General features: G+C 40.5%; 23 protein-coding genes and 1 other annotated feature. Of the genes, 1 reads left to right on the top strand and 22 read right to left on the bottom strand.

Annotated features, from left to right (window positions below; translation table 11 throughout):
- Position 1: 1 nt before the first annotated feature.
- Positions 2-1,693, bottom strand: coding sequence for a glycoside hydrolase family 3 protein (locus CFT42_RS12865; protein ID WP_244169975.1), 1,692 nt, complete (start codon positions 1,691-1,693; stop codon positions 2-4).
- A complete protein-coding gene (locus CFT42_RS12860; RefSeq protein ID WP_088810998.1) occupies positions 1,686-3,083 on the bottom strand; it encodes a glycoside-pentoside-hexuronide (GPH):cation symporter in 1,398 nt (465 codons plus the stop codon). Before CFT42_RS12860 ends, CFT42_RS12865 begins: the two co-directional genes overlap by 8 nt.
- Before the next feature lie 205 nt (positions 3,084-3,288).
- Between CFT42_RS12860 and CFT42_RS12855 the strand changes: the two genes are divergently transcribed.
- The gene (locus CFT42_RS12855) at positions 3,289-5,766 is read left to right on the top strand and encodes a GH39 family glycosyl hydrolase (protein WP_088816301.1); all 2,478 of its coding nucleotides are present in this window, start codon (positions 3,289-3,291) and stop codon (positions 5,764-5,766) included.
- Positions 5,767-5,831: 65 nt separating this feature from the next.
- On the opposite strand, the gene CFT42_RS12850 is transcribed toward CFT42_RS12855, so the two are convergent.
- The 20 genes from CFT42_RS12850 to CFT42_RS12755 all read right to left on the bottom strand — a co-directional run bounded on the left by CFT42_RS12850 (position 5,832) and on the right by CFT42_RS12755 (position 23,029).
- A complete protein-coding gene (locus tag CFT42_RS12850) occupies positions 5,832-6,314 on the bottom strand; it encodes a DUF1307 domain-containing protein (RefSeq protein ID WP_088811000.1) in 483 nt (160 codons plus the stop codon).
- A gap of 15 nt (positions 6,315-6,329) precedes the next feature.
- On the bottom strand, positions 6,330-6,995 hold the full coding sequence (locus tag CFT42_RS12845; protein WP_088811001.1) for a DUF1266 domain-containing protein: 666 nt from the start codon (positions 6,993-6,995) through the stop codon (positions 6,330-6,332).
- A 111-nt stretch (positions 6,996-7,106) separates the two neighbouring features.
- Positions 7,107-9,038, bottom strand: a complete 1,932-nt coding sequence (locus CFT42_RS12840) for a M56 family metallopeptidase (protein WP_088816300.1) — start codon at positions 9,036-9,038, stop codon at positions 7,107-7,109.
- A complete protein-coding gene (locus CFT42_RS12835; protein ID WP_088816299.1) occupies positions 9,035-9,415 on the bottom strand; it encodes a BlaI/MecI/CopY family transcriptional regulator in 381 nt (126 codons plus the stop codon). Before CFT42_RS12835 ends, CFT42_RS12840 begins: the two co-directional genes overlap by 4 nt.
- 132 nt (positions 9,416-9,547) lie before the next feature.
- Positions 9,548-9,916: a 50S ribosomal protein L7/L12 gene (rplL, locus tag CFT42_RS12830; protein WP_088811004.1), complete on the bottom strand. Its 369-nt coding sequence runs from the start codon at positions 9,914-9,916 to the stop codon at positions 9,548-9,550.
- 54 nt (positions 9,917-9,970) lie between these two features.
- Positions 9,971-10,471, bottom strand: coding sequence for a 50S ribosomal protein L10 (gene rplJ, locus CFT42_RS12825; RefSeq protein WP_088811005.1), 501 nt, complete (start codon positions 10,469-10,471; stop codon positions 9,971-9,973).
- Positions 10,472-10,506: 35 nt separating this feature from the next.
- Positions 10,507-10,647 (bottom strand) — a sequence feature (ribosomal protein L10 leader region).
- A gap of 47 nt (positions 10,648-10,694) precedes the next feature.
- On the bottom strand, positions 10,695-11,384 hold the full coding sequence (rplA, locus tag CFT42_RS12820) for a 50S ribosomal protein L1 (protein ID WP_088811006.1): 690 nt from the start codon (positions 11,382-11,384) through the stop codon (positions 10,695-10,697).
- A 35-nt stretch (positions 11,385-11,419) separates the two neighbouring features.
- On the bottom strand, positions 11,420-11,845 hold the full coding sequence (gene rplK, locus CFT42_RS12815; RefSeq protein WP_007471922.1) for a 50S ribosomal protein L11: 426 nt from the start codon (positions 11,843-11,845) through the stop codon (positions 11,420-11,422).
- A 133-nt stretch (positions 11,846-11,978) separates the two neighbouring features.
- On the bottom strand, positions 11,979-13,001 hold the full coding sequence (locus CFT42_RS12810) for a CgeB family protein (protein WP_088816298.1): 1,023 nt from the start codon (positions 12,999-13,001) through the stop codon (positions 11,979-11,981).
- Positions 12,998-13,765: a DUF6270 domain-containing protein gene (locus CFT42_RS12805; protein WP_088816297.1), complete on the bottom strand. Its 768-nt coding sequence runs from the start codon at positions 13,763-13,765 to the stop codon at positions 12,998-13,000. The genes CFT42_RS12810 and CFT42_RS12805 overlap by 4 nt, the downstream gene beginning before the upstream one ends.
- Before the next feature lie 6 nt (positions 13,766-13,771).
- On the bottom strand, positions 13,772-14,530 hold the full coding sequence (locus CFT42_RS12800; protein ID WP_088816296.1) for an accessory Sec system protein Asp2: 759 nt from the start codon (positions 14,528-14,530) through the stop codon (positions 13,772-13,774).
- The gene (locus CFT42_RS12795; protein WP_088816295.1) at positions 14,527-15,912 is read right to left on the bottom strand and encodes an O-antigen ligase family protein; all 1,386 of its coding nucleotides are present in this window, start codon (positions 15,910-15,912) and stop codon (positions 14,527-14,529) included. Before CFT42_RS12795 ends, CFT42_RS12800 begins: the two co-directional genes overlap by 4 nt.
- Positions 15,869-16,534 (bottom strand): CpsD/CapB family tyrosine-protein kinase, encoded by a 666-nt coding sequence (locus CFT42_RS12790; RefSeq protein WP_088816294.1) that lies wholly within the window; start codon positions 16,532-16,534, stop codon positions 15,869-15,871. The genes CFT42_RS12795 and CFT42_RS12790 overlap by 44 nt, the downstream gene beginning before the upstream one ends.
- A gap of 14 nt (positions 16,535-16,548) precedes the next feature.
- Positions 16,549-17,214, bottom strand: coding sequence for a YveK family protein (locus tag CFT42_RS12785; RefSeq protein WP_088816293.1), 666 nt, complete (start codon positions 17,212-17,214; stop codon positions 16,549-16,551).
- A gap of 12 nt (positions 17,215-17,226) precedes the next feature.
- Entirely contained in the window at positions 17,227-18,375 is a 1,149-nt protein-coding gene (locus CFT42_RS12780; RefSeq protein ID WP_088816292.1) for a glycosyltransferase family 4 protein, read from the bottom strand.
- Positions 18,372-19,598, bottom strand: coding sequence for a glycosyltransferase (locus CFT42_RS12775; RefSeq protein ID WP_088816291.1), 1,227 nt, complete (start codon positions 19,596-19,598; stop codon positions 18,372-18,374). The genes CFT42_RS12780 and CFT42_RS12775 overlap by 4 nt, the downstream gene beginning before the upstream one ends.
- The gene (locus tag CFT42_RS12770; protein ID WP_244169974.1) at positions 19,595-20,230 is read right to left on the bottom strand and encodes a CatB-related O-acetyltransferase; all 636 of its coding nucleotides are present in this window, start codon (positions 20,228-20,230) and stop codon (positions 19,595-19,597) included. The genes CFT42_RS12775 and CFT42_RS12770 overlap by 4 nt, the downstream gene beginning before the upstream one ends.
- Positions 20,231-21,742: a murein biosynthesis integral membrane protein MurJ gene (gene murJ / locus CFT42_RS12765; RefSeq protein ID WP_088816290.1), complete on the bottom strand. Its 1,512-nt coding sequence runs from the start codon at positions 21,740-21,742 to the stop codon at positions 20,231-20,233. It abuts the gene before it with no gap.
- Between the two features lie 23 nt (positions 21,743-21,765).
- Complete coding sequence (locus tag CFT42_RS12760; RefSeq protein ID WP_088816289.1) at positions 21,766-22,461, bottom strand: acetyltransferase; 696 nt, start codon at positions 22,459-22,461, stop codon at positions 21,766-21,768.
- Positions 22,427-23,029, bottom strand: a complete 603-nt coding sequence (locus CFT42_RS12755) for a sugar transferase (protein ID WP_088816288.1) — start codon at positions 23,027-23,029, stop codon at positions 22,427-22,429. Before CFT42_RS12755 ends, CFT42_RS12760 begins: the two co-directional genes overlap by 35 nt.
- Position 23,030: the final 1 nt, after the last annotated feature.

Raw genomic sequence — 23,030 nt, 5'->3', positions numbered from 1 at the left:
CTTATAGTTTTAAATCCCAACGGTCACCGCAAAACGGATCTACAGGGTTAATGCCAACAAATTCGCTTTCGCCAATGAGCTTCTGAATAATTGCATCAATAACATATTTACTGTCTGAGTAGCCGTTAATCAGCGTTTTCACTTGCGGGACATCAATTAGGTGGTACGGATTCGACGTTGAAATAACAATCGTTGGCAGCTCCTTCAAGAACCACGGAATATTAAATCCAAGCATGCCCCAGTTCAACCTAACTTGCGTGCGATTACTCATCGTCGCCTCGTTCGCATAAAAAATCGCTAAATCGTAGTCCGCCTTCACCTGTTCAACCGAAATGCTCATATCTTTAAAGCCCCAGCCCTCAATTGGCTTCACATCAACAATAAAACCAACTTCTTCTAACTTTTGGATAAAATATCGGTAAATTTCAGTTTCCTCTGTTACGCCAAGCGCCTGCAAGTAAACTCGTTTTCGCTTCTGCGGATTAATCGGCAAAATGGCTTCCTTATTTTTCACGAGTGTGATAGCTTGGTCAGCTATTTCGCGCGCTATTTCCTCGTGTTCTGCCGTACCAATTGTGGCTAGTGCCGCAGCGCTCGGAACTAAACGACCTTCAGCTTTTTGTTTGTGCAACCCAATTGACGCCTTTACACCTAGCGTGCGTTTTACGGCATCATGGACGCGTTCCATCGTCAGAATACCCGCTTTAATCCCAGCCTTCATGTAAGCAATATCCTCGGCGTAATCGCGATTGAACAGGAACAAATCCGCACCGCAGGCAATCGAGTAAGGCACCGAGAAAGCGCGCTCGTGCATCATCGTAAACCCGCCCATAACGCTTGCGTCCGTAACAATCATGCCGTTAAAACCAAGTTCATCTCGCAGCAGGTCCGAAAGCAACTCTTTTGACAGCGTAGCCGGCATGATTTCTTCGTCCGCGAGCCCTTTCGAGCGGCTGTATTCCGGGAATGAAATATGCCCCGCCATCACCGTGTGCGCGCCCGACTCAATAAGCGTGCGATAAATTTTGCCGTAGCTCTTCCACCATTCTTCGATAGAAAGCGAGTTGTGCGTTAAGTGCAAGTGCTGGTCGCGCTCGTCCACGCCATCACCTGGGAAATGTTTAATTGAAACCGCACCACCCTCCGACTCAAATCCTGCTTGGTAGGCTTTCGCCATTTTTGCGACGCGCTCCGGGTCAGAACCAAACGTCCGTACATTTGTAATTGGATTTCTAAAATTATAGTCAACATCTAATATTGGCGCAAACGCCCAATTGCATCCAAGCGCTCGAGCTTCCACGCCTGATATTTTCCCAAGCTGATAAGCATAATCCACATTATCTGTAGCCGCAATTTGGAGCTGTTTTCCAACATATGTACCTTCAAACGCCAAGCCATTTCCACCTGCTTCCACGTTGGCACCTATTAAAAGTGGAATGTCGCTATTCTCTTGCAAAATGCGATGCGCCGCCTGAATATCTGCCGCAGCCGAAGGGCGATACATAATTCCAGCCGGTTTAAATTCCTGCACCCACGCCGTAAGTTCCGCCTGATCCGTACTCATCGCAATGGGCGCAAATAAATGCTTAATTTTCGTATCCTCGTCCATATTCGCGAGCGTTTCCTCCACCCAATTGATGGCCTCCTCTGTTAACGAATACGGTGCCTTCCTTAAATCCACTTCTCTATTCAATATCCTTCAATCCTTCCTGTTGTCGATTTTCCTCAATTTGCATTCGAATCGCATCTCGTTCATCATCCAATTTATAGAAGAATACGATTAAAATGATGAGAATGAACCCAATTGCCGGCAGCCAAACGAAATTCATTTCAATCGCCCGGAGTGCCCCACCTGCCTGCGCCTGATTGGCCGTATAGCCCGCCATACCAAGTATCAAACTACTAATTGCTGCCCCGATACCCATTCCAAATTTCACGCCAAAAGCAACCGCGCTTGAAAGGAGTCCTTGGGCCCGAACGCCAAACTTCACTTCCCCGTAATCAATTGTGTCAGACAACATAACGCCCATAATTCCCGCCGGCAAACCGCTCCCAATGGAACCGATAATCGTCCCAATTATTACAATTGGAATAGAACTATATAGCGACGAAATGTATAGAATGAGCTGTCCGAAAATGGCAATGCCACTTCCTAAAATCACAATATCACGCGTTTTCATTTTCTGAGAAATCATCGGCACCATGAAAAGGCCAGCTAAAATCCCAATTGTACCTAAACCATTCACAATCCCCGCAATTTGTTCATTTCCTAGATTATATTTTAAGAAATAAACCGTATTCGCCATTTTCGCCGATGTACAAGTCCATGTAATAAACATAAGCGCCGTAATAATCCACCACGGCTTATTCGGAACGAGTGCTTTAATACTTTGCTTAAACGGCACCGCTGCACCATTGTTTATGTTGACACGTTCTCTAGTATTCGCGAATGTAGTGAGGAACATCAAAATGGCAGCGCTTGCAAACAGAACCATCGTTAAGGTAAATCCTCGTTGCGCATTTCCCCCGCCCAAAAGTTGCACTAAAAATAAGCCACCAAAAGCGACGATGAGGGCACCGAACTGTCCACCCATCATGCGGCATGTATTGGCAACGGTTCGCTCTTGCGGATCCGTCGTTAAACTCGGCAAAAGCGAGCCGAGCGGAAGGTTAATTCCCGCGTATAAAATTCCAAGAACGATGTACGTCACATAGGCGTATATCAGCTTGCTAGAGTCCCCCATGTCGGGTACAGAAAACGCCAAGACGGCAAAAATCCCAAATGGCACACAAAGCCATAAAAACCACGGCCTAGATTTCCCCCATTTCGTATTCGTCTTATCAATTAGTATACCAAAAATTGGGCTGTCAAAAGCATCAATAACTCTTGCGACAAGCATTAATGTTCCAACAGCGGCGATATTAATTCCCGCCACATCTGTATAATAGAACATTAAGTACATCGTAATCATGCTAAAAACTAAATTACTCGCCGTGTCGCCCAAGCCATAACTTACTTTTTCCCGAACAGAGAGCTTCACACTCGTCGTACTTTGCGGCAATTTCTCTTCAGTTAATTCCATTGTCTTCCCTCCTCACTTGGTTACGCTTTCATTATAGAGAACGCCAATCAGAACGAACAGTCATATTGAAGTCGAAAGTGACCATAATCCAGTTTTAAATCAAAGTAGTCAGAATTTTCTTTTTCATAGAAAGATAACGCTTTCTCAAAAAAAGAAATATGCTATAATAATTAAGAAATTAACTAAATTTATTGAGGTGAGCCGCTTGATACAAGCATATGAGATGATTCAAACCGAGGACAAACTTCCTTTTCGACTCCTAATTCACCGTCTAACTGCTACTTCAAGCCACTGGCACGACAGCATCGAGATTATTTTTGTTTTAAAGGGGAGCATTTCGCTTTATACCAATTTGAAATCGCACCAGCTATCTGAAAACGACATTTTCCTCGTTAATGCTAACCAAATTCATGCACTGCATGGTCATGAATCCAACACGTTGCTCGTCCTACAAATCCCTCTCGCCGAAGCAAAAAAAAGCATACCAAATATCGACCACCTTACATTTCACTGCCAATCTTCCCAATTTTCAAGTGAAGAACAAGCTTCATTTGACCAGATTCGGCAAATTTTTGCCGAAATGATTCAAGAAGTGTGCAAAGAAGGCAGTGACAGCTATTTAAATTTGACAAGCTTATACTATAAACTCCTTTTCACACTTGTCCATCAATTTTCTGCACCAATTGAGAATCTTTCCAACCAGCCAAAAGAAAAACATATCGCTAGGCTAACCGACGTTTTAAATTATATGAACACAAATTTCCAAACGAACCTAACACTCGAAGAACTCGCGCGCCATGTGTTTCTGTCCAAAGACCATCTCTCCAAGTTTATTCGCCAGCAAACCGGACAATCCTTCAAACAGCTCCTAACTTCAATTCGGTTAAACGCCGCAACAAAAGAACTCATGACAACCAATCACTCTGTTAAAAATATTGCAATTGATACGGGCTTCCCAAGCGAAACCGCCTTTGTAAAAGCCTTCAAAGAAATTTATTCTGCTTCACCAACTGAACACCGGAAAAACGACACAAGCACACCCGCATTTTCCTTTACTAACAACAGCATCGAAAAGCAGTACATTGAAATTGATATGAACGAGATTTATCAGCATTTAGCACCCTTTTTAAATCAGACCATCAACCCACAAGATTCCATTATCCACACAACCCTTCCCGCTACGCAAATTGCCATGAACAAACCCGGCCGAACCGCCAATTGGTGTTTTCAAAAACTCATTACCGTGAGCAAAGCAAAAGAACTTTTTTTAGCCCCCGTTCAAGAGCAGTTGAAAGAAACGCAGCAGGAAATTGGTTTTGAGTACATCCGTTTTCACGGGATTTTCGATGACGCGATGCACGTTTATGATGAAAATTCGGCAGGCGAGCCCCTACTAAATTTTGCGTATGTCGACATGCTCATTGATTTCCTGCTGAAGAATCAGTTAAAACCTTTTATCGAAATTGGTTTCATGCCGGAAAAGCTACGTTCTAGTGAGCATCATCATTTTCACAAGAAAAGCTATCTTTCCTACCCAAATGACATGCAAAAATGGCTTTTTCTCGTCAAAAATTTTTTCCTACATATCGAAAAACGCTACGGCAAAAAAGAAGTCGCTAGCTGGTATTTTGAAATTTGGAATGAGCCTGATATTGCGATTTTCTGGCAGGATTCCATAGAGGCATTCAATTGCTTTTACGCCGAAACTTATCAAACCATTCGCGAAATCAATCCGCACTACAAAATTGGGACGCCGGGCATCTTTCCTTTCCCAAGCCAACCTGAAAATCCCACGGTGAAAAAATTCGCCGATTTTCTAAAAAACAAAAAAATAACGCCTGATTTCGTTTCCTTTCACTGCTATTACACAGATAATCTGCCAACTAATCATGCTCAGTCCGCCCAGCTTCCTGCCTATTCGAGCGGCAATTTGCATTATTTAAGCGCTATGATTCAAATGGTTAAAACGCTTTTTTCTGACCTCTCTATAAAAGAATGGCATCTAACCGAGTGGAACAGCACGCCTAGTCACGCCGACTTAACGAATGATTCCGCCTATAAAGCGCCTTTTATTATTAAAAACATTCTTGAAAACAACGTCCACATCGACAGTTTCGGTTACTGGCTTTTAAGCGATTTCCACGAAGAATTTCGCGCCCCTAAACAGGAATTTCACGGCGGGCTCGGCTTATTTACAAGAAATGGCATTAAAAAAAGCGGTTTTTTCGCCTTCTCCTTTTTAAAGAAACTCGGTTCTAGAATTTTATCGCAAGGCGAACGTTATATTGTCACGAAAAGCCAAACCGGTTACCAGATTTTAACTTATCATTATCAGCATTTCCATTCTATTTTCCTTCAAGAAGGACAAATCGCGTTTGACGACCCGTACCAAGCTTTCCCCGAAGAAAAAATGGCAGCTATTCATCTGGAACTGCAAAATTTAAAGGCTGGCTCATATCGCGTGACCGAACATATTCTTTCTCGCGAATACGGCTCTGCAATGGATATTTGGCTTCAAAACGGCGCGCAAAAAGACTTAACCGAGCGACAAATTGATGAATTGAAACTTTCTACTCGCCCAAAAGTCATTCAATATACAGCGAAAGTCACAGACACTTACATCGTCCAGCAAGCCTTAAAACCACATGAAGTGAGGCTAATCGAAATGGAATTTTTAGTATAAAGAAAGCCCGAAAGATCTACTCTTTCGGGCTTAAAACTTATCTATTCATACAAAACGAGCGATATTTACGCGTCCTTTTTCTTAAAACCTTGCGCTTCAAATTGTTCAACTGTATCTTTATAACTCACATTTTTCGGATTAGTTGTTCCACCGAGTAATGCGCCTACTTTATCTGCATCAACTTTATCTAAGTCAATAGACATTTCAAGTTTAAGTGCCTCATCCGTAAATGTTGCTTTTAAAGAAGTACCTTTTCCGTCTTCATATTCTTTATACTGCTCTTTCGCTTTCTCTTCATACTCTTTTTTCGTTGCATCATCTAGTTTCTCACCTTCAGCAAGGCCGAAATAGCTAAGCGGATATTCCATTGTTTGTTCGACTTTCTTCAACTTATCTCCATCATGAGTAAATGTCGCCTCTAGATTGGCTCCACTAACTTCAGCAACATATGTATCTTTCTCCAAATTTGCTTTTTTATCTCCACTACCACAAGCGGATAGCGCCAGAGCTACTAATAATACTGTTAAAAAGCTTAAAATTTTCTTCATGTTTGTTCTCCTCTTTTATGTTAGTTTGTAGCGATTTATTAAACTTGCTTGATTCTGTTTTAATTCAACATATGATACAATTGTATCGCTATACCAGTTTGTATCAAGTTCTTCTTGCCCATTTAGAAAACTCACCATATAATCATCCCAATTTTCAAAATGTTCCGTCGCATCTTCCCATAATTGCTCCAGACAGTTCCATGCTTGATCTTCCGTTAAAAACCCTACCGAAAAACAAACACGCACAATATAGCCAAGACGCTCTAAATCAAAAGCTCCGTATATTTTAACTTTATCAGCGGATTGAAGTAGCGAAGTCGCATCGAAATTAAACTTTTGCGCCGCTCGATTTATATCCTTTTTTACAGCTAAAGTTGTCTTATCCGAAACCGTGTTCACATAGTTATTTTTCTCAATCCAGTTAGAAATGAGACTCATCGCTGAATGACCATCATAAATCTCAAACATCGGTAACCAATATTTGATTATTTTCGCAGCTTGATTTTTTGGATAGTACAGCTTTAAATCTTTGTTGCAACCACTTAATTTCGTTTCCACCTTGTGCTTACACTCCGTAGTCGCGCCTCCTACGCATAATAATTTTTCCTTGTCTGCTGAGAATTTGTTGAAAGTTACATACTCTTCTGGAACAACTATTGCTTTTCTACTAAATAATCCCATTCTGCACACCCTCTTTTGATTTTATGAACATTTATAATTCTACAATCCGTAGTTTAATTTGTCAATACCCAAAAAGAAAAATCCACCTAACAAATTTGCTAGGTGGAAAACTTATTTCGCAAAAAACAACTTAAATTGATTGCTAATGCTCGAATCATTCGTGATTTGCATCTTATTTCGCGCCGCCAAATTGCTTTCAAAAGGATAGCTCACCGGACTGCCGTTCAAAATAAACGTATCCGCCTGACTCGCCTGAGCTTTTATCGCATAATCATTTATACTTCCTTGAATCGTAATTTTCGTATCAAAAGGGCTCACAACAGAGATGACAGTATCCCCGTTTAAGACACCATTAAAATCCAAGAGCGCACTTTCATTATTCGTTATTTTTGCCGCATTCTCAACTACCATATTTCGGAATCCCATTTTCCCGCCGCTCTTAGTAGTCAACTCAAGCTCATTCGCCGTTACATTCTGAACATCTAGTAAGGTTCCACCACTAATGGCAAACTTACCTGTAATATCCGTTTCATTTAATTCAGCGTTTGAAAAAGTCGACAAGTCAAGATTTCCTACATGTGATTTCCCAATTTGAACAAAAGAACGATTACTCTGGACGCGCACAGTCTCCTTGATCTGTCCCCCCATTATCTTCACGTTTGCAGAATCAGTTGTCGCTAAAAGAGTGTCCGCTTTTACATTATCAAACTCATTTAACAGGCCAGCCCCCTCAACGTTAATCTTTTTTGCCTGAACATCCGAAATTTTCACAGTATTTCCAGAAGTTTTAACGTGAATCCCATTATAAACCTTATCTTTTTTTAAAGTAATTTCAATATCCGCATGCGTTTCAGGATTCGGCTTTTTATAAGTTAATGTGCCATTTTTCACAACTAATTCTGCCTCGTCATCATAATCCCTCACATCAAAAGACTCCTCGTCCCCGCTCTTAATCGTGACATTTTGCTCGGCCTCTTGCAAATCAATCGCAGAAAACGTGCCCTTTTCAGAAGTATCTTTACGCGTGATTTCAATGCCACTATCCTTCGCGTAAGCAAAAACCTTCGCCTGAAAAGTATCAGCGAGCAAACCAACAACGCACAATGTGCCAACCAAGCAAAGAAATGCTAGCCAACTAGCGCGCTCTTTTTTGTACGCCGCAATCGAAATAAGTCGTTCTTTAAGCGTCTTCGCATTTTCGTGCAAAGAAACCGCCGCATAAGATTCCTTATACTTTCCCGATTTGACAACCGATCGAAGCAAAGTGTCCCCGTAGGCTAAATATTCATCCTCAGCCAAACAAGCCAAAACACCCTCATCACAGGCCAGCTCCCGGTCCCGCTCCATTTGCTTATTCATAAAGTACATCAAAGGATTAAACCAATACAAACAAGTGAAAACTTGCGTAATCCACACAAAAAGCATATCCCGACGCTTACAATGAATCAATTCATGCAAAAATATATGCCACAACTCTTTGTCAGAAAACGAGGTCCCCGGCAGCACAATTGTTCCCCGACGAATCCCGAAAAAAATAGGCGACGAAATAATTGGATTCACCACTACTTCAACCGGCGTTGTAATCTGAACTTCCTCCATCGCTTCCGAAAGAATATCAAGTTTCTCCGGATCATCAAGAAAACGCGCACCCGACATAACATATTTCTTAAAATTCCGATAAGAGGCAATCCGGTAAACTAAAAAGATGACTGCAACAATAAGCCAAGCCACCCATAGATAATTCAAAATAAAACGGATGACTATTGTTTTTGTGTCGCGCCCCACCGTAATACCATCTTCCCCAATCACCATGGACGTCAGCCCGTCAAACTCACCAGGCGTCGCCCACAAAAAGTCGCTACTTTTTTGCACAAAGAAAAAAGCAAACGGCACTACCAAAAAGAAAAACACAACGAGCCAAACGTAATAGCTCTTTCTTTTAGTTAAAAATTGGCCGAATACTTTTTTAAAAAGCCAAACCAGAGGTATTAAAACGATTGATGTTATTGACATGGACAAAATTATTTTAAGTAATTCACTCATTCGTCTGATTTTTTCCTTTTCCAAAATTGTTGTAAATTATCGATTTCGTCTGGCGAAATTAAATCCTTTTGGACGAGATTCGTAATTAAACCTCTTACGTCGCCTTCATAAACATTTTCTAAAAACGCTTCCGTTTGATTCCCTAAATATTCTTCCTCACTCATAAGTGCATAATATTCATTTTTTCTACCGACTTTTTTCACACCGACTATTTTTTTCTCCACTAATCGTGCTAGAAAGGTTAAAATGGTATTTTTCTTCCATTCAAAACCTTGCTCTCCCAGTTTTTCGGCAACATCAGCATACTGAACTGCTCGACCAAAACTCCATACTACCTTCATGACCTCTAGCTCAGATTTAGACACACTTTTATGCATACATAGCCCTCCAAAAAACTTTCTACTTTTCAATAGTAGCACGGCTTACTTACAAAATACAATTAAAAAAAGCTTATTCCTAAAAACAAGCTAAAAAAGAGGCCGATAATCAAATCAGCCTCTTTCGATTAATTATTTGAATTCTACGCCAGCGCCAACTTCTTCAAGTTTCGCTTTGATTTCTTCAGCTTCTTCTTTAGAAGCGCCTTCTTTGATTGCTTTAGGAGCGTTATCAACTAATTCTTTCGCTTCTTTTAAGCCAAGACCAGTGATTTCACGAACCACTTTGATAACCTTGATTTTAGAATCGCCAGCAGATGCTAATTCAACTGTGAATTCAGTTTGTTCAGCAGCGCCACCAGCAGCACCAGCAGCAGCTACAGCTACAGGAGCAGCAGCAGTTACGCCAAATTCTTCTTCGATTGCTTTTACTAAATCGTTAAGTTCTAATACAGACGCTTCTTTTACAGAAGCAATGATTTCTTCAATGTTTAAAGCCATTTTAAAATTCCTCCATTATTGTTTTAATTTTTTTATTGGGCTAACACCCGGTAATTAAGCTTCTTGTTCAGCTTTTTGATCCGCAACTGCTTTTGTAGCAAGAGCAAGGTTGCGAACAGGAGCTTGTAATACGTTGCAAAGCATAGATAGCAAACCTTCGCGAGATGGAAGTGTTGCAAGAGCTTTGATTTCATCAAGAGAAGAAACATTCCCTTCAATGATACCTGCTTTAATTTCAAGCGCTTCGTGATCTTTCGCGAAGTCATTCAAAATTTTAGCTGGAAGAACAACGTCTTCGTTACTGAAAGCAATAGCGTTTGGTCCAGTAAGCACTTCTTGAAGTCCTTCAAAACCTTTAGCTTCTACTGCACGACGTACTAATGTGTTTTTGTATACTTTAAATTCTACGCCTGCTTCACGTAATTGCTTACGTAATTCAGTAATCTCAGATACATTTAGTCCACGATAGTCCACGATAACTGTAGATACGCTATCTGCAAGTTTAGCTGAAATTTCATCAACTGCACTTTGTTTAGCTTCTAAAATTTTACTCATTTTTACACCTCCGTCCATAGTCTAAACGCCAAAATGGCTACATAATAAAACCCTTGCCACCGTAACAGCAAGGGTTAAATCACAAGACAAAAATGTCCTGTTCATCTAAAATCCTCGGCGGGCATATTTAAACGCAAATGCGTACCTGCTGTCTACGGTAAGGATATTCACTTTTTAAGCCTATCATATCTTATCAAAGATTCGTTAGGTCGTCAAGTACGTTTTATAAAGAAGATGGATCAACTTGGATACCAGGTCCAAAAGTAGTTGTTACGCTTAAGTTTTTCACGTAAGTACCTTTGGCAGCAGCTGGTTTCGCTTTTTGTAATACATCATTTACAGTACGGAAGTTTTCAATTAATTTATCAGTGTCAAACGAAACTTTACCAATAGCAGTGTGAATGTTACCAGCTTTATCAACACGGTATTCCACTTTACCAGCTTTAATTTCATTAACAGCTTTTGTTACGTCCATAGTAACTGTACCCGTTTTAGGGTTTGGCATTAAGCCTTTTGGTCCTAAGACACGACCTAATTTACCAACTTCCCCCATCATATCAGGTGTAGCTACGATAACATCAAAGTCAAACCAACCTTGGTTGATTTTTTCAACAAATTCAGCATCTCCAACGAAGTCAGCGCCAGCAGCTTCAGCTTCTTTTGCTTTTTCTCCTTTAGCGAAAACTAAAACGCGTTGTGTTTTACCAGTACCGTTTGGTAATACTACGGCACCACGGATTTGTTGGTCCGCTTTTTTAGGGTCTACGCCAAGACGAAATGCTACTTCAACAGTTGCATCGAAACCGGCGAAATCAATTTCTTTAGCAAGCGCTACTGCTTCTTCAACAGAATACGCTTTTGTTGTATCTACTTTTTTCAAAGCATCTTGATACTTTTTACCTTTCTTAGCCATTTCTTTTCCTCCTTATTGTTCAAATTGCTTTTTTCTTAGTCTTCTACTACGAATCCCATAGAACGAGCTGTACCTTCAACCATACGCATTGCAGACTCAACGTTTGCAGCATTTAGGTCAGGCATTTTAAGCTCAGCAATTTCTTGTACTTGAGCACGAGTTACAGTTGCAACTTTGTTACGGTTAGGCTCACCAGAACCTTTTTCCACTTTAGCAGCTTTTTTAAGCAACACTGCAGCTGGTGGAGTTTTCGTGATGAACGTAAACGAACGGTCTTCAAATACACTGATTACAACAGGAATGATAAGACCAGCTTGATCGGCTGTACGAGCGTTAAACTCTTTACAGAATCCCATGATATTAACACCAGCTTGACCTAGTGCAGGTCCAACTGGAGGTGCAGGATTTGCTTTCCCTGCTGGAATTTGAAGTTTAACTTCTTTAATAACTTTTTTAGCCACGAGACATACCTCCTTAAGTCCGTGCTGTGGTTAAATGGGGATTAAGATTTCCCCTCCCACGTGAAACATACGCAAAAACGTACTTATACATAATACCACTTTAAAAACACAATTGCAAGACCATTTTCTTTTGTTAAAAAGCTAAGATTTCCTGTATACGGCGCGCATAAGTGGCGTCGAGCTGCAGCACCTTTTCATATCCTTTTTGCCGAATTGATTCCCTTAGTTCTGGCTTAGCATGATAAAACACGACTTTTTCTAGCAGTTCCTCTGTATCTGAAAAAAAATCAGCTTCTATTCCTTCTTTAAATAAGGCTTGCTGTTCTTCCGTTCGTTCCGTTAGCAAAAAGCCACGACAAGCTGGAATTTCAAATGTCCGAGCCGTATGTTGTTCACTTGATAAATGTGTTAAAAAACCAAGCGCCACACCGCTTGCGCCAAATACTTTAGCCATATCTTCCGTATAGACGCCTTGAAAAGTACAATAGTTCCTTAACTCCGCATTAGAGGGGATTTTCTGCCAATTTGTCCCCCACACTTTCAAATCGTAATCTTGCTTAGCCATTTCATTTAACCAGAAGGCGCGCTGCTCTTCCATGCGCCCAACAAAAGTAAATTCTGCCCCGTAACGACTTTTATCCGCATCACTTAGTGTCACCGGGCGATGGATAGCTGGATCAAATGCGTATTGAACTTGCAAAACATGCGCACAACCATGCTGGCGATACTTCGCAACTTCCGTCATTTTTGGTGTAACAGCCACATCATACGCAGTAATCGCATCATTTAACACTTTTGAAGTATGGTACCGGTCATCGAATAAAAAATCCGGATGGAAGTGAATCGTTTTTACACCAAGTTTTTTTGCGTATTCAATCGTTTCCACACTAACCCACAATCCTTTTACAACGAACAAGATTTGTGGCGTTTGCGATTTTAAAATTCGGATAATTTCATCATTAAATTGCTGATATTTATGTGGATATGGTTTTCCAGCTAGACGCATATATGCACGTTCGGCAAGCGAATATTTATAAAACGGAATATCCGTCGCAACCGTCATCACTTGGAAACCAAGCGCACGAAAACCGTGAAACAAAGATAAACTATTTGCCCCGGGAAACGTTGCACCCACACATAAAACTGACTTTATCATCCTCCACCCTCCGTCACTTCTTTAAACTTAGTGTATAACGTTTTATAATAACCTGACTCATAATGCGAAACAGAATGCCCGAACGGGTAGCGCACATCCCCAACATACTTTTCTTCCAACATATTCACAACCTTTGCTTTTGGAAAAATAGCTAAAAAACAGCGATCTAGCTCGCGCCAAATCCCATTGTACTGTTCAAGTTTCGGCACATTAGCATAACATCGCACATCCCCTTTTTCATCCAAATAACGTGTTGTGAGTTGGCAGCGATTTAAAACCAGTTGTTCCTCACGCAAATATGGCGAAATGGCTTCCTTAAAGCGCTGTACGGCGTCTGTCCAGTGAGCCAAAAAAAGCGGCCAATTTGTTTGGCTAATAATTTTCGTAACGGGCAAATTTTTACGAATCACGCTTTGCTCAATGATGGGAGATATAGTAATCGCCTGATTGTGCCCAACGAAAGCAGTTTCCTTAAGCGCATCCGCATATAAATCGATGAGCAAAAAGTCTGGTCGCTCCTTTTTTAACGCCTGAAAAAAAGTCTTTTCAAAGTCAGTCACAACAAATTGCTTTTTTTCAACAGGAATATCTTCGTAGTCTGCAATTGGGAAGGAAAATGAATCCGTCATCAGCGCGATAAATGAGGAGTGAAATTGCGTAAATACAACTTCATAATGCGACTTATAATCCGGATTAAAATACGTGCTAGAATTTAAGAAGTTACGACTAAAACAAGTCCCTAATACACCAATTTTTTTCACCATACCCCTTCACCCCTTCACGATTTCTTTCAACGTTTTTTGTAAAAATGGCGGAAAATAATACGCCACTTCTTGGTGTTTCAAATACTTCTGCTCATCTAAAATTACCTTGTACCCACCCGCTTTTAAATCCTTAATTAAATCGGTAATATGCTCTTCATACGTGTGCTCATTTCTCGAATAGTGGACATAAAATTGGATGGGAAATCGAGGTTTTTCCTTGATTTTTTCCGTCAATAGGCGATTTAAATAGGCGACAGAATATTTCTCTTTTCCCCCTACCATACCTTCAAAGGTCGGTTTCTTTTCAGGAATATCCGTTAAATAGTTACCTAAGAAGTATTGCGGCGCCCCAGCAACGACCGCATTCGCCTTCATTTTCAAGCCATAATATAGCGCTGCATAGCCCCCTTTACTCGTTCCAACACAAACAATTTGGCGATATTTTTCCCGCTCCATGACATGTTCAATCAGTTCAGTGACAGCTTGCTCGGGCGCCCTAGATCCCTCGTGAAACAAGTAGTAGCCGCCTTGTTTGTTGTACCCAAAGTCGTCTAAAATGAAAAGACGGTCAGCTGGTATCTCTTTTGTTGTCGCCATATAATTGTAAGTCGCAGGAATCCCTGGTCGTGAAAACGCGCTAAATACAATAACTAATGTGTCGTGTGCGCGCTTCTTTTTTAACGCATAACGAACGCTCACACCGGCACTTGCTCGGAATGTTTTGCTCATCATTTTGAAGTAAAGCCCAACCAGCTTTTTTTTCATAAATTCCCCTCCTTTTCCTTTAAGTTTAAATGGATGATTGCCAGCGCTAGGCCTATGCCTAGCCAAACAACACGCATTTCAAAAATGCTACTGCTACCAATTGAAATCGCAATAAAAGCAATAATAATACATAATGGCAACCCTGCTAACATCCCTTTTTCTGTCAAAAACAGCTTGATGGCTTGAAAAGAAAGCCAGCCAAAAAAGAGTGCGAAACAGCCCAAACCAATAATTCCTACATCAGCTAAAGTGGCAAGCCAGAAATTATGCGCACTCATCGTTTGCTGCAAATCTGTTGGAATATTAACGGTTCCGTACAACGCTTCAAAAACAAATTTCGGAATGACACCGATGCCGACACCTAAAAAATGGCTTTCCTTCGCCACATTTAATACTGTTTCATAAATGAATAGCCGCTGATCCGTCGAAGTTTGCTTGCCAAAAAAGTAACTAAATTCCTGCGTCTCAAAAAACTTCATCGTCAAGAAATAAATCCCGCCTAAGCATCCCCCGACAAACATTATAAAACTCGCTATTTGCTTGGAGTAAAGCTTCCAAACCATGAAAACGACTGTCATTAAAAATGCCAGTAACCCCGTTCTGGATTCCGTTGCGATGACGAGCAAAAATAGAACGATAGCGCTACTTAAAGCGATTAAAGTTCGCCACATTGTCTTTTTTTGGAGCACCAAGTAAATAAATACTGGAAAATAGATAGATAAATAAGAACTAAAATCATTTGTATTTGTAAGAAAACCAGTCGGACGATAGTCTAAATAGCCGCTTTCTTTTAAACTGGAATACCATAAATGCTTGCCGGTTAACATTTCATAGCAACCGACACCAACTGATAAAATAAATGGCGGCATAATCCACATGAACATTTTTCTAATGTCAGCAATGCTTCGAACGTAATAAACGCAAAGGAAAATCACATAGAAACTTTCTAGCTGAAAGTAGATGGCGCGCATACTTAAACTGAGGTCTCCGCTCCAAATCAACGTCAGAGTGGCTACTAAAATCCATAAAGCAAAACCCATAAGCGGGATTTTCAGCAACGAAAACTCGGACCAATCCTTTTTTTCAAACAAAAAGAAAGAAAAATGGAGTAGTAACGCGATACGGAACAAAAACAAACCACCGAGTCCGGGAATACTTAAGTAGGGGCCTAGTATCGCGCTAACTAAAATAACGTAGAATAAAAAATGCGTCAGCCGACTAAGTGGGATATCCATGAGCATGACGCAAACACTGATGATGAAAACGGGGACAATGATGAGTGGGTAAATAGCCGCAATAAGACTAATTAAAATAAATGATGCGCCTAAAAAAGCTTTTTTAATAGCCATAGTAGTCGTATTTCTTTTTATTGTATTTAACATTGTTTAACACCGCTCCAACCGCTTTCACGCCTGAATTATCCAACAGATTTTTGGCAACAGCGAGTTCTTCTTCTTTTGTTTTATTGTTATTGACAACTAAAATTCCTAGGTCGCACGCAGAAGCGACAATTCGCGAGTCCGTAAACAAGTTAATCGGTGGGCAATCAAAAATAATATAGTCATAGTTAAGCCTAGTTGCTTCTTCAATAAGTTTAGAGAGCCCCTGAACGCGAAGCAATTCGAGTGGATTTGGCGGAATCGCGCCAACAGCTAAAATATCTAGATTGTCCGTAAAATGGTACATCGCATCTTGTAGCGTAGCACGTCCTGTTAAAACGTTTGACAGACCGCTCCGTCCCTTCAATTGATATTGCCTAGTCAAACTTGGCGAATAAAAATCCGCATCAATGAGCAGCACTTTTTGTTTAAAATTCGCGTAGGTCTTGGCGAAATTTGTACTAAAGAAGGTTTTTCCTTCGCCTTTATTAGAAGAAGTAATCGCTATCGTTCGAAACACATCGTCTTGACTATGCATATATTGAACATTCGTTTGAATGGCTGAAAACTTTTCCTGAACAATACGGTTCATGGACATCTGGTTCTCGTTCGAATTTTTTTCCATTATAAAGTAGCTCCTTACTCTTTCATAACGGGGACATCCCCTAAATAAGTAATATTTAAATTCATAATTTGCTCTTTCGTTTTAATCGTCTTATCCGTAAAAGTCATAAGCATAATAAATAATGCGACTAGCAGGAGGCTGACAAAAAACGCAATCAAATTCATGGACAAACCTTGCGTAACGAGTTGAACACTTGGTTGCTCTAGGACAATTACCGTGCTGCCTTTAAACAGTCTTGGGATTTCTTTTTCGACAGTTTTAACATATGCTTTACTGACACGCTCCGCTTGTTTCTTATTTTGATCCGTGTAGGAAATATGAAAAACTAATGAGTTTTGATCTGAACTAATAACTAACTGATTAGCTAGCGTCTTGCTGCTTTGTCCACCTATTTTTTCGTCTACGCTTACTAAATCCATAATCTTACTACTTTTTAAAACAGAAGAGTAGGTAGTAATCAGTTGAATGCTATTCCGTATGCCCTCTTGCGTATAAAGGTTATTTTCTTTTTGTTCAACGTTAATTAACAGTGATGTTTCTGCTTGGTATTCATCGTTATGAATGTAATTTTGAAAAATCCACACACCAGCTTGTGCGATAAAAATGATGCACACAATCCACAGCACATTTTTTCTGACCGTTTGCAGCAAACTGCGCACTGTTATATTTTTTATATTCATAAATTCCCAACCTCAATTTTTCGATTTCCCGAAACTTTCGTATAATGTCAGTAATTTTTCCGCTTCATGCTGCCAACTATATAATTTTTGGAAGGCTTCAAAACCATTTTGCCCTAGTTCCCAAATTTCATCGCGGTTTTCTTTCAACCTGATGACTAAGTGAGCGATTTCTTCGCAGTCAAATGGGTCAGCCGTATAGCCGCAACCAGCTTCTGAAATAATCCGTTCAAAATCTGGAAAATTAGACGCCACCACTGGCAATTTGGCCGCCATATATTCAAACAACTTCGTCGAATGTGAATTTAAATTGTTCGGCGTCGGATGAAGCAAACACAAACCAACATGACTCTGATAATAATGCCGCCAAATATCTTTATACTGCATTCGGTCCAAATGCTCCACATAATTTTCAAGCTGATTCTTGATAATAAATTCCGTAAATGCTTCTTCATTTGTAAAAACTGGTCCAATTAATTTTAATTTAAAATTGTCGCAACCTTTCTCACGCAGCTTTTTTGCGAGCTCCAACATATTGAACAAACCGCGCTGTTCCGTCAACACACCCACATAAATTAGCGTGAATACTTTTGAAACCATCTCATTTCTTTCAGGTGGCATGACGGGATAATTTAACACATCCACCGTTTTTAAGTCCATCGCACGATAATTTTCTTTGTACGAAATTTCCGCAAAAACGACCGCATCCACCCACTTTAAAAAGGACTTCTCAACAGTCGCAACAGCTTTCGACACAAACGGACGACTAAAACGCGGAATCCATTGCTTCGTTAAAATCGCTGCCGGCAAATGTTCGTGCATATCATAAACCACTTTTACTTCATCACCGTATTTTTTCTTTATTTTTTTGGCTAAAAAAAGGAGTTCTGGGTCATGGAAATGAAAATTTCTCGCGTCTGATTCAGCAAAAGCTTCCAGCAAAGTTTGTATATGGCGAAACCGTTTTTTGCGCGACAAAACAGGAAGATAGTGCATCATCAAATTAGGAATTTCTTCTTTTTCTCCGCCGAAGTTCAGTGCATAAAACTCAACTTGAAAGCCCGCAGCAGCAAGTGATTTAGCTTCCTTAAAATAAATCCGCGTGTCAGACCAAACGTGCACAGAGCTACACATAAAAATTTTATTCGGATCTCTTCTCTTCAAATTTTTTCTCCTTTACACCGTTTTACTAAAGTATCGTTCCATGTATCTAAACTGAAATCGCGCGTAATCGTCTCGCGAGCTGATGCAGAAATTCGCGGCCAAGAAATGAGCTTGTTTTTCAACACCGTTTCGATAATATCCGCCGCTTGCATAGGATTATTCTCTGGCACTAGAAAGCCATTTTTACCATTTTCAATCAGCTCTGGAATACCGCTGTGATAGGTTGAAACGACAATTTTCCCACGAGACATAGCTTCCATAAGCACCATCGGAATCCCTTCCATATCACCATTTTCAGCAGTCTTACTTAATTGGATAACCATCGTCGCTTTCTTAACAGCGCGTTTTACCTCCTCTTGTGTCCTAGCGCCATGAAGCGTCACGACATCTTGAACGTCCAAACTAGCAATTAGTTTTAAAAGCGTTTCTTTTCGTTCGCCGTCCCCAAGTATATCTAAGTGGAAAGGCATATCTAGGCGGGATTTCAAAAGCGCCATTGCTTCGATAGTCGTTTCAATCCCTTTTTTCTCCGTTAATCTTCCAATTGTTAAGAAACGGATGATTGGTTGTTGTTTCGACGGCTGGTAACTAAATTCCTTAGTGTCAATCCCCATATGATGGACGGAAACACATTTTTCATTTGCACCATATTCAACTAACTTTGTAGCAAAATAGTCGCTAATTGGGAGCAAACTGATTTCGCTTGCAAATAAATCGCGATAAACGTCCTTTCCCCATTTTTTCACAAAAGAGGTAATGTCTTGACCGTGGAAAAACACCATTGTTCGCTCTGGCAAGAGCCCTAAATTCTTATAAAAATTGGCGATATTTCCATTTGGCCCGTAATGAACGACGACCGCATTCGCTTTCTCTCTGGATAAAAAGTAGGATGCGCTGTAGAGCAACCGCAGCGAGGATGACATCTGGCCATATTTGCGCCACTTCATTGTTTCAATCGCGACTTGCCGATTTTGTCGGTATAATTTACCAAATAAGAAAATGGCTTTCAGGAATCGCTTTATCTTGCTGTTCGGAATGCGAATGAAAGTTGTTTTCGCAAGCAAATCATACTTAGCAACCGCCTGATGATCCGCTTCATTTACCGCCTGATTCCAGGCAAGAATTTCAACATCCATCCCCCTATCTATAAACCCTGTAATTTGGTTCAAAATAAAGGTTTCAGACAGTTTCGGGAAACTTGAGATAAAAAATAATACTTTCATGGATCTCCTCCTTCAAATTTTCGGATAAAAGTAGGCATTTCCTCTGGTGGCACGTTCCACCATTCTTGTTCTAAAAGTTTCCCGCGAGTCACTTCTGGAAAGCGATAACGAATTATTTTTGCTGGATTTCCACCTACAATCGCATATGGCGGCACGTCTTTTGTCACAATTGCTCCCGCTCCAACAACGGCGCCTGTTCCAACTTTAACGCCTTGAAGTACAACGGCCGTACTGCCAATCCACACATCATGCCCAATAATTGGCGGCGCTGAAAAAGAATTCCACGGCTGATTCGTGCCAAACAAGTCCCCTTTTTGATACGTAAAAGGAGAGGTTGAAAAGTGGTCAAGTGGATGTTCATCTAAGCCAATAAAACTGTAAGCACCAATCGAACAATATTTGCCAATTTCACCAGAAGCGATAATCGCGCCTTTATTAACATATGAGTAGTCGCCTAGCTTCACGCCTTTTCCAACATGGACATCATAGTTAATCCAACACCCACGTCCTAATTCAACTTCTGTAGATACGGAACCAGACATAATACGGTTGTTTGGAAATTTCCGTCGCACTTTTTGTAATGCTAAATACTTGCTGAACTGTGGTGGAATCCATCTTTTAATAGACATCATTTAGTCCCTCCTTCTTTTATTTGGCAAGAAACCCCGCACATATTTATAATCCGTTATTACTGTAAGCAAGCCATACACAACAACACCTGTTATAATGTAAAGCAGCAAACTAACAATTTCGGATGGGGTCACGATGGTGATTTTTTCGAGATAAACAATACAGGCCATTAGAGCAGCATTTATTACCGCTTTGGCTAGTTCTTTAGCGATGAGAATAAATTCGCGTTTAAAACTTAGCTTTCTAACTAAAGTAAAAATCGCTAATATGGCGGCAAAAAGTGCAACAACGAGCGGCGAAATCATGAGCGTGATGACGCCTAATTGAAAAACACCTACAATCAAAAATAAAATTTGGAACGCGATACTTAAAGTACTATTCACGACCGGGGTAACAGTGTCACCTATGCTGTAAAATATTTTAAATGTGAGCTCTTTAAACACAGTAAACGGTAGCGCGAGCAACAGGAACAGCAGAAAGATGAAAACTTGATTGCTAGAAGCGCTATCGAAATTCCCGCGTTCAAATAGCAGCGCAATCACCTCTCGCCCGAGCACAATCATACCCGCAACAACTGGCATGACGAGCATAAAAAACAGCTTCAAATATTGCACAAATTTCTCGCGACCATATTGCATTGATTCATGAAAGCTTCTGCTTAAATTGGGGTATACCATGGAAAGCAAGTTCGTAATGAGCAACACCTGAAAAATACTTACAATTTGATTGGCGTAAGTCATTGTCGAAATGTAGCCTGTCCCAAAATAGCTGCCAAGCATCCCCGGAAGTAAAATCGTCACTTGATAAATGATGGCCCCTAAAAGCGAAGGAATCGTCAACCGAACTAAACGCAAATACTCAGGAGAATGAAAATCAAAGGAAAAGCGAAAGGACCACTTCCGGTTAAAGACGGCAAGCACGCAAGTTTCAATGAGAAAGGAAACCGCTACAGAAAGCGCCACTTGATAAATCGTTAAGTGCGTAATAAAGAATAGGAGAAACAAGAAGTTTAAAAGTGCCGCAACTAAGCCCGCAATTTTTATCCAAATAAATTTTCCTTCTACTTCCAAATATGAAGTTTGAAGCCATGAATACATTCTAAATAGCTGACCAGCCCCCATAATAAAGGTGAGCAAATACGTCATGTAATAAAAAGGACGATTTGTTTGCCACTGAAAATGTTCCATCCCAACAAACCCTGCTATATAGACAACAATAAGAAAAAATAGACTTGCTGACATAATCGTGACTACATAGGAATTTAAAATCCGCTTTGCATTCGCCATTTGATTTTCTGGCATTGTCGTTAAAAAAGGAATGACAACTGTAGGTATTGCGGCCCCGCCAATGTTCACAATGGCGACCATCATTAAATTCGCAAGATTGAACGCATCCATTTCGCTCGAAACTCCAAATTGTTTAGCTAATAACGCGGTCCGTAACATCGACAAAATTTGAATACTCATTGTGAAAATAATGACGCCATAGAAGATATTCGTTAATTTATTTCTCATCAATCGAATCACAATCTCCTCGTTTACATAAACACATTGGATAGTGTCATTTCTTTTTTACGCGGCTTTACTACCGCAGGGGTACCGAGGGCAAGGGAGTCTGCAGCAACATCATGAATCACTGTAGCACCTGCACCAATCAGATTTCTTTCCCCAAGTGTAATGCCTTGAATAATCGATGCCCCAGCACCCACAAAAGAGATATCGTTGACACGAACATTCCCGCATAAAGTAGCGTTCGGCGAAATGTTTACAAATGAGCCAATTTGGGACTCGTATTCAATGACACTCCCTGTCAAAATGCTCGTATGACTGCCAACCGTTACCCCGTGCATAATCGCTACGCTCGCGGAAATATATGTCCCGTAGCCAATTTCAACAGTATGATCCACGTAAGCATGCGGATGAATAATCGTAGCATAGCGATTTTCTGGAATATGCGTTAACCTTTTAGCCACGTTATACCGATCATCCACATTCCCAATTGCTAAAATGAAAAATACTTCTTCGCTTAGGAGTGATTGACTATAACTAACAGGCGCTTCAAATCCACCGTCTATTCCTCTGAAATCCGTAATTTGATCGTCTAAAAAGCCGACAAATTTGTAGCCTAGATTATGATGTTCCACGATATTGCGCAACATTCGACCTTGCGAGCCACACCCGATAATCACTAATGGCCGCTCATCTTTTGAAACGCTCTGCTGTAATCGATTCATTTTGATTAACCCCCTCTCGTGTGAGAACAACTCGGACCGTTCGAAGCAAAATTTTCATATCAAGCTTTAAGGAAAAGCGATCGACATATGCCACATCCAACTTGAATTTTTCCGTCCAACTAATTGTATTTCTCCCGTTCACTTGTGCAAGCCCCGTTAGACCCGGTTTAACCTCAAGCCGCCTTTTTTCATTGTCATTATAAAAAGCGATGTAATCACAAGTAAGTGGACGCGGGCCGATAAAACTAATATCACCCTTTAAAATATTGATGAGTTGCGGAATTTCATCAATACTCCACTCCCGCAGAAATTTCCCGACTGGACTAATCCGATTTTGTTCCCCCGTTTCTATTCCTGGCGTTTCATCAAACATCGATTTGAATTTATATTGTTTAAACGGTCGTCCAAAGAGCCCCGCACGCTCACAAATGTAAAATGGATTCCCCCGATAATAACAAGCTAAAAATAAAGTAAGTATTATAAAGGGAATGACTACTACTAGCAAAGCAATTGTTGCCATTAGACAATCCAGCAGCGCTTTTAGCCGCAAATAACGCCTGCCTTCCATG

This window comes from Listeria goaensis, from assembly GCF_900186125.1.
Classification (GTDB): domain Bacteria; phylum Bacillota; class Bacilli; order Lactobacillales; family Listeriaceae; genus Listeria; species Listeria goaensis.
Note: the sequence above shows the minus strand (reverse complement) of the source record. Positions and strands in the feature narration are given on the sequence as shown.